We start from the raw sequence: 12,435 nt of genomic DNA, 5'->3' as shown, positions 1-12,435 counted from the left end.
GCTATATTGGCGCAGTTTCCTGACCGTAAATCTTTAAGTCGAAAGCATGTTATCAACCGAGTTCCAAATTGCTGGTCTGCGTGTAGTCACACCGTCACGCCGCCTCGTCGCAAATGCTGCTGAGGTCACCCTATCGCCGCGCGCAATGAGTGTCTTCGAGGTGCTTGCGCAGGCGGGTAACCAGGTTGTTTCTCGTACTGAACTTTTGGAAGCTGTCTGGGCAGATGTAATCGTCACGGACGAAAGTCTGACACAAGCGGTCACCGAGATCAGGCGTGGGCTTTCGGCTATTGGTGCAGACAGGTCCTTGATCGAGACTATACCCAAGGCAGGGTATCGCTTGCGCGAACAACCGGTGTTCGACAAGGACGTTTCCCCACAGCTTGGACCAGATGAAGCACTTCTTCCGCTCGACGTCTATTGCGCGTTGCTCGAGGCTCAAGCGGCGTTAACCCGAGGTGAAGCCGACGCACCCATTGTGGCTTACGAGCGTGCGAAAGAAGCCGTTGGTCGCGCACCAGACTCGGCTTGGGCACATGCATCCTGCTCTGTAATGCTGGTGCACGCCGTGCTGTATTCTGCTGCTCGCCCGGAAAACATGCAGGTTGCCTTTGACCATGCCGAAAAATCGGTTGCGCTATCTCCCCATCTTTCTCTGGCAAATGCAGCGCATGGATTTGCCATGGGCGCATTGGAGGGCGGATCAGGTGCATACACAGCTTTGGCAAAGAGCTTGGCGCGATCAGACAAGAGCGGAGAAGCCCATTATCTCGCCTCGCGGGTAGCGTTTGTAGCAGGTGATCATCGTAGTGCGGCAACACTGGCTCTGAGATCAGCTGAACTTGTCCCTGACCCGTCCAGACCACTTTTTCTTGCGGCGCGCGCGGCATATTCTTTTGATACCGTTCTTGCATCTGCAATTGCGGAGCGTTGTGTTCGTGCCTTGGACAGAAGGCTTTCGGAAGACCCCGACGAACCGCGATCAAGCTTTACATTGGGTCCGGCTCTCGCACTAGCAGGTGATCCCGAACGCGCTTGGCAACTTCTCTCGACACCACGTCAAAGTCAGTCAATTTGCCTGATTCACGAGTTCTTCGGTTACGCAATCTTGCAGGATGAGAGGCGGGCGCTGGATGCGCTCGAAGATGCCCTCGATGAGGGCTTTCGGCATGGTCATTGGCTACATCAGGAACCTATGGTTGCTGGGTTGCGTACCAACCGGAGGTTTCAACGCCTCACAGGTCCGCTTGCCGCAGCTTGAAGCAGCATTTGTTTCTCCGGAAGACTCTCGCCATGAGATAAACGCTTTCGATCAAGTGTGATCCATGAGTTTCAGCAACAAATGCAGATAGCATATGTTCATATGCTCTGATTGAGCCATCAGTAGCGGCATTTATAAATCCCAGATTTTGCGCTCTGCTTCTCTTCGGGCCTCGCTTCTCGATACGCCGATATCGCGCAGCGCGTGATCGTCCAGTTTCTTCAGTGCTTTTCGTTGTCGGTTCACGCGAAACGCATAGCGTAAGCGTAGCAGAATAGTTGGCTTTTGCGGAACTGGGCGCCGCGTATCAGTTCGTGTTTTTTGCATCGATTGAACTCCTTGAGGGGTTTGTCAAGTTGTTCCCAAAAGGTGCGTGGCGAGCGTCGAAAAGACCTGAAAATTGGCTGAAAACTTCTAAAACGCCGCCCAAATTACGCAAAAAGGCGTTCATTCGCTTCTCTCAGAGCTTCTTGAAGTACCGCGCGACAGGCCATGGCTGGAAACCAAGTGCTTCGTAGGTCCGACGCGCTGGCGAATGCCCACTGTCATCAATTGTTTCTACCATAACCATCGACATGCCCGCCGATGCGATCTGTTTTTCAGCAAAGTGCATCATTCGTTTGGCGAGTCCGCGTCTCTGATGATCAGGATCGACTGCGATGATCACGATCTCGCCCATCCGATCCTCTGGATGAATACGCAACCCGATGAAGCCGACGACCACCCGACCAGTCAACGCAACCCAGATATTTTGCGGTTCGGTGTCCAGCAGGTCGCCAACATCGGATCGTTGTCTGACTTGCCATCCTTCAGGATAGAATGCCTCGTAAACGAAATCTGGCACTTCCTCGGCAGTCCTGTCCAAAACGCCGGTCCAGGCTCGCAGCGCGAGATCAACCACTTGGCTTCTGTAACAGGCGTCATATGGAACTATTTCGATCAGGGTCATGGAAGCATCTTTTACTCTGGCACTGGCGTCGCAGACTACCCGGAGCGTGACGATCGTGCCTCTAATGCAAGAACCGCACCCACAATCGCGCACATGATTATTGCAACACTCGGTGGATGAAAATGCGATCCCTGAACAGGAAACATCATCCAACTGACATTACTCATTGCGTGAAAGAGCGACGCCGAGAATACGCTGTAACCACCGCAGACATAAAGCCACATGATGAATATTCGACGCGCGAACGTGCCCAAAGCCCACCACCCGATCCAATCCCATGTTCGTCCAACCTGAATTAAGGGAATGATGTGCCAGAGGATTGCAACAACCCCAAGTATTGACCCCGCCAAAATCAGCCCATAGCGGGTGAACAAAGGCCGCGCAGCATAGGCAGTCCACCCCAATTCTTCAGCCATGGCAGCGATCAGGAATACCGTGAACAGAAACAAGAACTGGCCTAGGTTTGTCTGCGATGCGGGTAGGTTCTGCCCGGTAAAACTAAGCCAAACACCCGACCCCACCATAGCCGCAGGCATCGTCCCCAAAGACACAACCCAGGCCCAAGGCGTCATCTTTTGCCAATCGATCAATCGCTTGAGAAACTTGCGTACCGCCCGAATCCTACCCTCTTTGAACACGAGCAGGAGTGCAGCCAATGCAGGTGCCAGCACCATCAAAGCACTTATAGGCAGGCCCGGGAGAATTGGATCTTTGGCACTACCGCCAAGGACCCAAAACGGAACAGAAAGCGCAAGCACCAACGCAAAGAAGTCATATGTGCGCCCAGGCATCAATCTGGACCTGCCCCGCCAATAGGTCGCAGGAACTTCTGCCGATACAGGATGAGTTGGTTCAAGACGCCCGAGGTCTTACCAATCCGTTCAAAGCCACAGGCTGTAAGCATTTGATGCGAGTTCACATTCGGCGCATCAGCGGCGGCTACAAGACCGGCCAGCTTCAGGCCATCGCACGCATAATGGATCAGCGCGGTCAAAGCAGCCCGCGCCAATCCCTGGCCCCAAGCCTTTGGCTCAAGCGCGATAGTAGGTTCAATCCCGCCAGCCATCTCAGCATCGCCTTGATGTGGGCCGGCGACCGGTGTCAGACCCGCCAGTCCAACCGCGCCAAGGGTATCTGTCTCGATCACCCAAAGACCCAGTCCATCGGCTTCAAACACTTCGTTTTCTGACAACAAAGCGGAAACCTCAAATTCAGTAAGAACCTTGTCATCGCAAAGATACCTACGCACCTCTGGCTCATTCAAAAGTCCTCGCAAGAAACCGGCGTCAGCCCTGCTCACTGGCCGCAACCAACCACGGTGGAATCTAAGAACAGGTAACATCGGTTCTGCTTGGTCTGGTTCAAATCGTGCTCGGTGCGCGCCTTTGTGAAGCGCGCACCGCATTGTCAGGACGCGGCCTTGGGGAGCGCAGGATCACTCCCCCATTCTGCCCACGACCTATGATACACCCGCACACGCGGGAACCCCAAAAGGCGCAGTGCAACGTAGCTATGTGCCGATGCGAGCCCAGTTTGACAGTGCATGATGACGTCGTTCTCTGGCGTGACACCATTGTCTTCAAAATGCGCCAACAGCTCTTCAGTTGGCCGAAAACGTCCGTTTTCCCCAAGGTTTTTCGCCCATGCGATGTTTACAGCCCAAGGCACGTGGCCCTCGTCATACATCTTGGTCGGACGAACGTCGATCAACACCGCTTTTTCGGCATTGCGTTGGCTCAGAACATCCGCAGCTGATGCATGGCGCCGCGGACTAAGCGCCGCTTGATACACCGCGGTGTCATATGGCTCGGGATCGGAAGAGACCGTTCCGCCGACCTCCAGCCACGACGACCAACCACCATTCAGCACTGCGACGTCGCGATGACCCATATACTCCATCAACCACAGCATGCGCGCAGCGTGGAATCCGCCCCGATCATCGTAAAAGACGATCCTGCGGTCGGCAGATATCCCAATTTTTCCCAGCATTGCCTCTATATCGGCAAAATTCCGCAACGCTCCGGGAACAGGACTTTGTTTAGCTACAACGGCATTTGGATCAAGATACCGTGCACCCGGAACGTGGCCCGCGTCGTAGTCTTCGCGGGGGCGCACGTCGACCAAAACAAAGTCCACATCTGGCTTGGATGACAGGGTTTTGGCCAGGTCTTCCGGTTCAACCAAAAGGCCCGGGTTTGCATACTTTTGCGTCATTGCAAGGCCGAGTTTTGGAATGGCCAGGACTGTTGTGCTCAGAGCAAGAGCACCGAAGGTTCTGCGGCTCAGTTTCGGTTCCATAAGTCTTCTCCAAAGTCTTTCGTTAATAGGGCATTTCCACAAGACGGAGATACGGCACAGGTGCCTTCCAGCCATCTGGGTAACGCTTGCGAGCTTCCTCATCCGAAACGGATGGGACGATCACGACATCTTCGCCCTGCTTCCAGTTTGCGGGTGTCGCCAGCTGCTGACGTGCGGTCAGTTGCAGGCTGTCGATGACACGCAGCACTTCGTTGAAATCGCGCCCGGTGGTCATCGGGTAAGAGATCGTCAGTTTGATCTTCTTGTCGGGGCCAATGATGAACAACGTTCGTGCCGTTGCGTTGTCCATTGCAGTTCTGCCCCCGGCTGACCCGCCCGTGTCCGCAGGCAACATGCCGTACAGCTTGGCAATCTTCAGATCGCTGTCGCCAATTAAAGGGTAGTTCGGCGCCTGTCCCGTTGCCGAGCAGATGTCCTCGGCCCAGCGTTCGTGTTCTTCGACCGGGTCTATCGACAGGCCGATAATCTTGACCCCGCGGCGTTCGAAATCGGCCTTCATGCTCGCCATGACGCCCAGTTCGGTTGTGCAAACCGGGGTAAAGTCCTTTGGGTGCGAGAACAGAACGCACCAGCTGTCTCCGATCCAATTGTGGAAATGTATCATACCTTCTGTCGAATTCGCCAGAAAATTTGGCGCTTCGCTGTTGATTGCCAGAGGCATCTTTCTTCCTTCCTAAATCTCTTGTCAGAATTTGCCCGACGAAACGGGCTGGTTCCGATCACGTAGACGCGGCGCTGTACCGATACCTGAAAGAAAGCTGAAATAGTTCTGAAAGGCGGCTCAATGGCCGCGTTTTCAAACGCGCGGTGGCGACCGACTCTACGCATTTGCAGCAATTTTCGTTCTACGAGTGAGGCAGAATGATTGGAAGACTTCCGGTATGGGCTCGATGCAGACCTTTGCTGCTGCCTCCATGAATGTCTGCCTTCTGCGCATTCATACCATCCTTGGCGCTTGAACGGATCGTAGGTGCTGTTCTACATCGACGCTTGTCAAAGTGAGCGGTCACTCAACGATACGTTTTCCCCAGTTTGTTTGATAGCATGCGACGTGGGTTGCAGTCTTTCCAAGGCTAAACTGCGCGCACAACCCAGCGCTGAATCCACCCACTGTAACGAACGGTGAACATCGCTGAAGTGGTTTTATGTGAAGCGATCTCTGGTTGAGCGGTCAGCTCAACCGGGGAGACAGGCACACTTGTTTCTTGGGGGTGCCAATCCTTCCTCGCATCCACGGTGTACTCCCAACAACTTAAAACCACACCATATCCGATGCAGCCTCCCGTTAAGCCGAAACCATCAAAGCAAGCCGATATCTATGAGCCACTTTGTTAGGACCATTACAGCCAAGGCGGATGCTGCCCCCAGCAGCATTGGCAGTAGCGCGACACGCCAAGTAGGTACTTTCGCTTGCTCTATAGATTGAGCCAGAATCTTACGAACCATAGCAGAGAGTTCTGCGTCTGAAGGACTATTAGATCTCGTCATCACCGTTTTCTCCCGAACCCCCTGTCAAACATCACCCAGTGTTTTCCGTAGACTTAGAAAATGAAATGGCTCATGAATTGAATGCGTCAGGCCCGTATTTCTGTGGATCAAACTCTAGAAATTGAACACTTTCAGCTTCCACCATAGCGTGTTCAAGGTCAGCTTTCAGGCTAGTAAAACTGCCGTGCCCCTTCTTTTTCCATCAAAAGCCGAAATCCAACTCGCACAACTTCGCTCAAGTTGGCGTATGCTCCTGACCTAATCTGCTTCTGAACAAAATCCTTCATTGGTTCTGTAAGGTGTATGTTCGGCATAGGTGCCCCTTTCGAATGTCAGATCAAATCAGTGTGTTTCACGGCCAATAGCTATAAGGTTGCCGCATCACCCCGCCGGACCGCCTTCACTCGTGCCACCCAAGTTATAGAGGCCCTGCTTTTTCATACGGCGTATAAACGCAATGTAGCCCACAACCCGGTCGATCTCATCCGCATTTCCTGTGGCGTAAACGGCCGCAATCGACTGGAACTGAGCTGCAGGGTCTTTCGCAAAGTCTTCGTCCCCCCAATCCGGGTTGTTTCCGGTCACCGAAACGGCAGCATCTGTTTCGGTTTCCTCGCTCCACATCTCGTCGAGAAAGGCCTTGAGATCAGAACCGGAGTCCTTCACCCCCAGCTTGTCCACGGCCTCTCATATGGGCTTGAGGCGTTCGAGAAGATCACTGCGACTGTCAGTCATTGGAATTCCACCTCCCAGTTGAGCCTTTCCTGCTACTCGCTCGCGTTTTCCCCTTGCGTTCCTCGACTTCCTGGCCGATCTGTTTCGAGGTCGATCAGCGAAAATTTCAGACATCTCAGCTTTGGAAACAAGTAGGTTAATGATTTTATGCTCGTCTCTAAGGCGCCCTGTCGCGCTCAAGCAGCCAGACAAAACCAGTTGCACCAAATCTGAGACGCTACGACGCTTGCACCGAGCTATATTTGGTAGAGTCTGAAAGCCGTCAGGAACAGTCTGGAAAACGCGCGCACCCTCAAAAAGATCGCGGATCAGCTGCTGCAAGTGAACGCTGTCGTATCTGCGAGCCGGACGAGTAGCGGCTTCAGTTTTTTTGGTTGCATTACTCAGATGCTTTCTATAATTATCTGAGTAATGCCGCTTAATTGCGGTTTTTTCTGTTTCATTATCAATATATATTGCGTCGTTTCATCAATTAAGCGACAAGATACCGAATCAGTCGTTAATTCGGATCGCAAATGAACGAGCAAGATAGAGTGCGCAGGCTGGAAATCCGGCATCAGCTAAATTTAGCTGGCTCTTCCTTCACGGCACTGGCTCATGGCTTGAACCTCAGCGTGAGTACTGTGCAGACCGTTGCTAGTGGCCGCACGCGGTCTGCCCGCGTCGAAAAAGCTATAGCAGATACCATCGGAAAAGAACTTTGGGAAATCTGGCCAGAATACTATTCCGACCAGACGGAGGAAATGCCATGATCTGAAGCCCAGCACAAAACTAAGGCTCTGAAAAGGTTGAGCCCGGCGGACTGGCATCCATAACCGGGCTCGTAAAATCGTAGTCGACCACGATCTCTTCCCTTTTCATCCCATTTTCGCGCTTGGAAATCAAGCGCAAACGCGTCCGGCTCGCTGGGCGCGACTTACAAGGCTGCGCTTACCGCGCATCAAGGATGAACTGGGTCATGGATCCTCTGCAAAGGCATCAGAATATCTTTGAAGAGATGTTGTCATCGCAAGATGACAAACTGATTGCCTTTGCCGAGCATCTGGTAGCGACTTTTGACGACGTTGTCGGATTCATCAACGATCTGGTCGATAAGAACCAGAAGCTAGTGAAGCAGAATGAACATCTGCAGAGTAAGATAGCAAAAATGCTCCGCGATGCGTATGGCCCGAAAGGAGATAACCCTCCCGATCAGGTACAAGGCGGTAAACAAGATCCCGATGGTTCGAGCGAGCTTGGCTCTCAGGACAAAAAGAAGAACAAACGTCCACCGAAACAAAAGCCGAAAGGCAAGGGTAAAGCGAACTTGGGCAAGAGTGCTCACAAAGAGCCGCGCGTGTTCAAGACCGCAGACAACAAATGCCCCTGTGGATGTGGCGGCAGCTTTCGTAGCTTCAAGCCGCGCAATTCAGTCGTCTATATACCCGCCCAATATAAAATTGAGGTTCGTTACTATGCCAATTACCGCTGCTGGGTTAGAGGTATGTATTCTGTTCCGTCAGTGCCTAAGGTCTTCCCCGGCGGCAACATCGACAACTCCTTCATCGCTGGTGTGGCGGTCAACAAGTTCCTGTGGGGACTGCCCTGCCACCGCCAAGAGCAGATGCTTCAAAACAACGGCATCACGATGGGCCGGTCTACCTTTAACAGGTATCTTAATCGCGTAGCATTGGAAGCGCTTTCACCAATCTATCTGCGAATGATTGAGATCCTTCGCAAATCATCGATGCGTTTGCTCATGGATGAAACGCCGGTGTCTATTCTTGCATCTGGAACGGGGAAGACCGCCAAGTTCTATATGTACGCCATCACGCGTGATGACAGTACATTTGGCGGGACCAACCCGCCCATGACAGCCTATTTCGCGCGGTCGACACGAGCGCGATATCACATCGAAGAAATCCTCGGTGACTATAGTGAGTTGCTCCAAACCGATGGATATCCCGGTTACAACTTCTTCAAAAACCGTGCGGACTGCTGGGCGCATGCGCGGCGACACTATTCAGATGCAGCCATCATTACCGAGGCAGACGATGCCTACACCGCAATAGGATTTATACGGCGATTATACAGGATTGAAGATAGCATTCGAGGCCACAGTCCAAATGCTAGAGTCAGTGTGAGAGTAGAGTGTTCGCGACCCATACTGAATGAGTTCAAGGTTTGGCTTGAGAAAGCGTTGACCCGCCATCTTTCTGAATCAAATGTGGCCAAAGCAATCCGTTACACACTGAAGCGGTGGGCGGGCTTGACGAAATTCGTTCACGATGGGCGCCTAGATCTCGACACCAATGCGGTAGAGAGGCAATTCAAGCCAATCATTCGGACGCGGAAGAATAGCTTGTTCGCGGGAAGCGCTGATGGTGCAGATGCCTGGGCGATCTATTCAACGCTGTTAGAAACCTGCAAGATGCACGGTATAGACAGCTACGAGTACCTGTATTGGGTTCTGAACGAGATTTCCCAGAAGCTGCCTCGCAGCAGATATGACGAACTTCTCCCTTGGAATGCGCCTGAACACTGTCGTATGGGCCAGCCTCCAGCACCGCTATACAAACACGCGCCGTACGAGCAAGCAGCTTGAAGCCAGGGTCGGAAAGCGGAAGTTCGCTGCAACGGTAGCCTGAAACTGCTTCCACAACCAAAGCAGACATCCAAATTGAGGCTGCAACGGAGAAGTTCAGCCCGTTCAATGGATCGATCTCCCCCCTGCACGGTGAACTGATTGGTTAACTCAACCTGTGTTGAAGCGATAGATCGCACAGGAAGTATCGTATTTCGATGCTCCAACAACTATATGTTGTGTGCAAGACGCAATGGAATCGTAAGTTTGATAGACCGATTGAAGATTTGGGCTGGTTCAAAGCCGTGGTATTGGGGTTTCCGATCTAGACTCGGAAAACTCAGTTTTTTCTTAGAGCGCTTCGCTTACAAACGAAGCGTTGATTTCTCCAAAGCTAAGACCAATAGCCGCATCCTCGGGTCGTTTGCTTGGATCGGTGCTAAGAGCCTGTTTTGGGTGGCCTTGGCCCTGACAGCATTGATAGCAACTGAGGACTTTGTCCGTCGCCATGGTAGTTGGTTGAACCCACTGAACCCCGACGACAGCGCCTTCAACATTGAACAACTGAGGCTTTACGCGCAGATACTGACGGCAATTTTCTCGATCTACTTTGCGACCATTGGGATAATTTTGAGCGCAGGCTACACCAAGCTGCGGCGCGACATCATTTATATGCTGACCAACGAACAAGTAGGGAGCGTGTATGCACGCGTGCTTGTATTGGCTGCAATGTTCTGCCTGGCGGCAACAACCCTGCCAATGTTCGGATTTCAGCCGGGGTTCTTTGTTTATGTCGCAGGAACTGTTCTTACTTTGTTAAGCGCCATGGCGTTGTTCCCACTTGGGCAACGGTTATTCAATTTTTTTGATCTAAACCTACTTGCTCGCAGTGAGATACTGCCTAGCCTTGCTCGACACATCGAAGGCGCTGCGAACCGAAAAAAATCGCGGTCATTTGCAAATCACCACTCGAGGTCTGCGCGCACGTCGCTCGAACAGCTATCGTACATTGATGATCGGATTAAAGCAGACAAGCAAAGCCTTGCCGACAATTTACCTGCTTTGACAAACGACTATACCAACCTGCTTGTTCACTATCTTGGTGAGAAGCATAAAATTGATGCTGATAGCTATTGGTATCCTAGGCAGCCCCACCATAAACGCTGGTTCTTTGCCGGCGATACCGCAACATCCATGGCGCTTCAAACCAGTAGCCAGCAGACGCTTGTCGAAGAAAAGCCCAATCATGAGTGGCTCGAAAATGAGATAGTGGAAAAGCTGGCAGACCACATAAAGACTGCTTTGGCAGCAAAAGACTTTGATCTTGCTTTGCGTCTGCTTGGTCGGTTTGCAATTCGTGCAACTGCTTATGCAGAGCGCTTCCAGTTCAACATTGGCATGCAGGAGCTGAAAGGTTTCAAATTGCTGATTGAACGGGCTTTGACAGCGGCGAACGAGCATAATGCTGAGTCTTCGGATCTCACGAACATTGGGCTTGCAGATACGTGGGCGGCGCTTGGCCATAATCTTTGCCTAGAAACCCTCCGCCGCATGATGACCTTTGAGAAAGAGCTGAAGATCTTCTTTGATGCAGATGAATGGAGTGAAAGAGCACTCCGAAGACTTCCTGCTTTGTTGCAAGTGGAACTGGCTTTCATTGTCGAGCGTATTGATTTCGAAATGGAAATCGAAGGAACACGACTGTCACAGCCCAAGTACGTTCGACAATTGGCGGTGCAGAGACTGCTGCAACACTATGAGAAAATTCTGCCTCAGATTTGTGAGTTCTATCAGGAGATGATCCCAGACTTTGTCGCGACATTGAAGAAGTTGAAAATGACGGAGGCAGCATCACAGGTTCTTTTAGCAAGCCTGCATGCCCATTGGAAACTTCCTCGCTGGTTCGACGACATAGGTGCTTTGGTGGAGCGTTATCATGGGTTTGAGCATTATAAAGAAGAGCAATACTTGCTTCCGAAGGTTGATGTTGCCGAGGCTATTGAGCAGATCGAAACAGCGCGAGATGAGGCTTTGGTTGCACTTGCGGATGGCTCTACAGTGGCACACATTTTCGATCCATCTGAAACCGAAGAACTACCGGACCACTTCGGTCAAATATATTTCGAACTCGCCGAAGCTTGTATCGATGCGCTCAAGCAGAATGATGAAGCTAAGCTTAACATAGTCTTGCCGATGTTCATGACGCTCGCGTTTTGGGCCGCGGATCATAAATTCGCTGATCCGACTCTTGAGATAAACGACGAATTTCGGCTGCATCTTATTTCTACCGTAATCAACGACTTAACGTCAGTTTTGGGATTCGCGCTTCTCTATGGTTCCTACTTCGACAATGAGGATTTGACCACGGCTGCGCTGGCGAGGTTTGATGATTGGATAGAGCGAGCTCCTGACAAGCAGCTTTACCTCAGAAGGATGCTGCTGATCTCAAATCCGCGCATTTTTAGTTGGAGTGCGTCTCCACGCGGGTTGATCCGTATTAACTGGAAAATGTCGTTTGAAGGATTGGCGCGCCAAGATGGATTCGGAAGTTGCATGGGGATGAGTTGTGGAAGACCGCACCCGAACAAGACAATATGCGCCTCATTGAACCGCCATCATTTGATAGAGCATTGCGATATGAGTGTAGCGAGAGATAGTGCCGACTTCGTCCGCAGTTTGTGAGTTGGACAATGCACTGGTTTTGCGTTCGCAGCGAATGTCCTCTTCGAAGAGCCGCACCGCAGCGAGCACGACCTCGGTTTAACGGCAGCATAGGGCCGGAAGCGATAGTTTTTTGCCGTTCTGTATATTGGCCGTAAGGCCAATATACTGCGGCGGTTATGTCGTCGAAAGGCTCTGAACCGGGGCTACATGCAACGCTTACCCTATGCCGGAAGACGCCAATTTGGGGGTCAGATGCAACGCTTACTATTTTCCTCGTCACCCTTCAGGTTATGAGCCTGACGAGGTTTGATCGTCGAGCAAACAGTCCAGTGGACTGTTTGTAGATCGAACGGGCTGTTTGGATTTTGGTTGCGGGGAGAGGATTTGAACCTCTGACCTTCAGGTTATGAGCCTGACGAGCTACCGGACTGCTCCACCCCGCGCCAGGTGTTCTTT

Annotated in this window: 12 protein-coding genes and 1 tRNA gene; 4 read left to right on the top strand and 9 right to left on the bottom strand. The window is 52.0% G+C overall.

Features of this window, described 5'->3' with window-relative positions:
- Positions 1-46: 46 nt before the first annotated feature.
- A complete protein-coding gene (locus ACR0J5_RS17770) occupies positions 47-1,261 on the top strand; it encodes a winged helix-turn-helix domain-containing protein (protein ID WP_480655751.1) in 1,215 nt (404 codons plus the stop codon).
- Between the two features lie 132 nt (positions 1,262-1,393).
- On the opposite strand, the gene ACR0J5_RS17765 is transcribed toward ACR0J5_RS17770, so the two are convergent.
- The 8 genes from ACR0J5_RS17765 to ACR0J5_RS17730 all read right to left on the bottom strand — a co-directional run bounded on the left by ACR0J5_RS17765 (position 1,394) and on the right by ACR0J5_RS17730 (position 6,698).
- A complete protein-coding gene (locus ACR0J5_RS17765) occupies positions 1,394-1,588 on the bottom strand; it encodes a DUF1127 domain-containing protein (protein ID WP_480655750.1) in 195 nt (64 codons plus the stop codon).
- Positions 1,589-1,721: 133 nt separating this feature from the next.
- Entirely contained in the window at positions 1,722-2,210 is a 489-nt protein-coding gene (locus ACR0J5_RS17760) for a GNAT family N-acetyltransferase (RefSeq protein ID WP_480655748.1), read from the bottom strand.
- A gap of 35 nt (positions 2,211-2,245) precedes the next feature.
- A complete protein-coding gene (locus ACR0J5_RS17755; protein ID WP_480655746.1) occupies positions 2,246-3,001 on the bottom strand; it encodes a CPBP family glutamic-type intramembrane protease in 756 nt (251 codons plus the stop codon).
- On the bottom strand, positions 3,001-3,552 hold the full coding sequence (locus ACR0J5_RS17750; protein ID WP_480656112.1) for a GNAT family N-acetyltransferase: 552 nt from the start codon (positions 3,550-3,552) through the stop codon (positions 3,001-3,003). Before ACR0J5_RS17750 ends, ACR0J5_RS17755 begins: the two co-directional genes overlap by 1 nt.
- 65 nt (positions 3,553-3,617) lie before the next feature.
- A complete protein-coding gene (locus ACR0J5_RS17745; protein ID WP_480655744.1) occupies positions 3,618-4,508 on the bottom strand; it encodes a sulfurtransferase in 891 nt (296 codons plus the stop codon).
- Positions 4,509-4,530: 22 nt separating this feature from the next.
- Positions 4,531-5,190, bottom strand: coding sequence for a peroxiredoxin (locus tag ACR0J5_RS17740; protein WP_480655742.1), 660 nt, complete (start codon positions 5,188-5,190; stop codon positions 4,531-4,533).
- Positions 5,191-6,187: 997 nt separating this feature from the next.
- A complete protein-coding gene (locus ACR0J5_RS17735) occupies positions 6,188-6,304 on the bottom strand; it encodes a ribbon-helix-helix domain-containing protein (protein ID WP_480655740.1) in 117 nt (38 codons plus the stop codon).
- A 94-nt stretch (positions 6,305-6,398) separates the two neighbouring features.
- Positions 6,399-6,698 (bottom strand): hypothetical protein, encoded by a 300-nt coding sequence (locus ACR0J5_RS17730; protein WP_480655738.1) that lies wholly within the window; start codon positions 6,696-6,698, stop codon positions 6,399-6,401.
- A gap of 569 nt (positions 6,699-7,267) precedes the next feature.
- On the opposite strand from ACR0J5_RS17730, the gene ACR0J5_RS17725 reads away from it, so the two are divergent.
- The 3 genes from ACR0J5_RS17725 to ACR0J5_RS17715 all read left to right on the top strand — a co-directional run bounded on the left by ACR0J5_RS17725 (position 7,268) and on the right by ACR0J5_RS17715 (position 11,997).
- Complete coding sequence (locus ACR0J5_RS17725) at positions 7,268-7,504, top strand: helix-turn-helix domain-containing protein (protein WP_480655736.1); 237 nt, start codon at positions 7,268-7,270, stop codon at positions 7,502-7,504.
- A gap of 206 nt (positions 7,505-7,710) precedes the next feature.
- On the top strand, positions 7,711-9,336 hold the full coding sequence (gene tnpC, locus ACR0J5_RS17720; protein ID WP_480655734.1) for an IS66 family transposase: 1,626 nt from the start codon (positions 7,711-7,713) through the stop codon (positions 9,334-9,336).
- A gap of 246 nt (positions 9,337-9,582) precedes the next feature.
- Positions 9,583-11,997, top strand: a complete 2,415-nt coding sequence (locus ACR0J5_RS17715) for a hypothetical protein (RefSeq protein WP_480655732.1) — start codon at positions 9,583-9,585, stop codon at positions 11,995-11,997.
- A 348-nt stretch (positions 11,998-12,345) separates the two neighbouring features.
- Here ACR0J5_RS17715 and ACR0J5_RS17710 read toward each other — a convergent pair.
- Positions 12,346-12,422, bottom strand: a tRNA-Met gene (locus tag ACR0J5_RS17710).
- Positions 12,423-12,435 lie beyond the last annotated feature (13 nt).

It is taken from the genome of Ruegeria sp. BE1 (assembly GCF_056538885.1).
This window is presented reverse-complemented; position numbering and strand designations above follow the sequence as displayed.

Bases quoted from the DNA above. Each gene is read 5' to 3' on its own strand.
- ACR0J5_RS17755 (WP_480655746.1), bottom strand. From the start codon at position 3,001: ATGCCTGGGCGCACATATGACTTCTTTGCGTTGGTGCTTGCGCTTTCT.
- ACR0J5_RS17735 (WP_480655740.1), bottom strand. From the start codon at position 6,304: ATGAAGGATTTTGTTCAGAAGCAGATTAGGTCAGGAGCATACGCCAAC.
- ACR0J5_RS17760 (WP_480655748.1), bottom strand. From the start codon at position 2,210: ATGACCCTGATCGAAATAGTTCCATATGACGCCTGTTACAGAAGCCAA.
- ACR0J5_RS17740 (WP_480655742.1), bottom strand. From the start codon at position 5,190: ATGCCTCTGGCAATCAACAGCGAAGCGCCAAATTTTCTGGCGAATTCG.
- ACR0J5_RS17750 (WP_480656112.1), bottom strand. From the start codon at position 3,552: ATGTTACCTGTTCTTAGATTCCACCGTGGTTGGTTGCGGCCAGTGAGC.
- ACR0J5_RS17770 (WP_480655751.1), top strand. From the start codon at position 47: ATGTTATCAACCGAGTTCCAAATTGCTGGTCTGCGTGTAGTCACACCG.
- ACR0J5_RS17765 (WP_480655750.1), bottom strand. From the start codon at position 1,588: ATGCAAAAAACACGAACTGATACGCGGCGCCCAGTTCCGCAAAAGCCA.
- ACR0J5_RS17745 (WP_480655744.1), bottom strand. From the start codon at position 4,508: ATGGAACCGAAACTGAGCCGCAGAACCTTCGGTGCTCTTGCTCTGAGC.
- tnpC (WP_480655734.1), top strand. From the start codon at position 7,711: ATGGATCCTCTGCAAAGGCATCAGAATATCTTTGAAGAGATGTTGTCA.
- ACR0J5_RS17725 (WP_480655736.1), top strand. From the start codon at position 7,268: ATGAACGAGCAAGATAGAGTGCGCAGGCTGGAAATCCGGCATCAGCTA.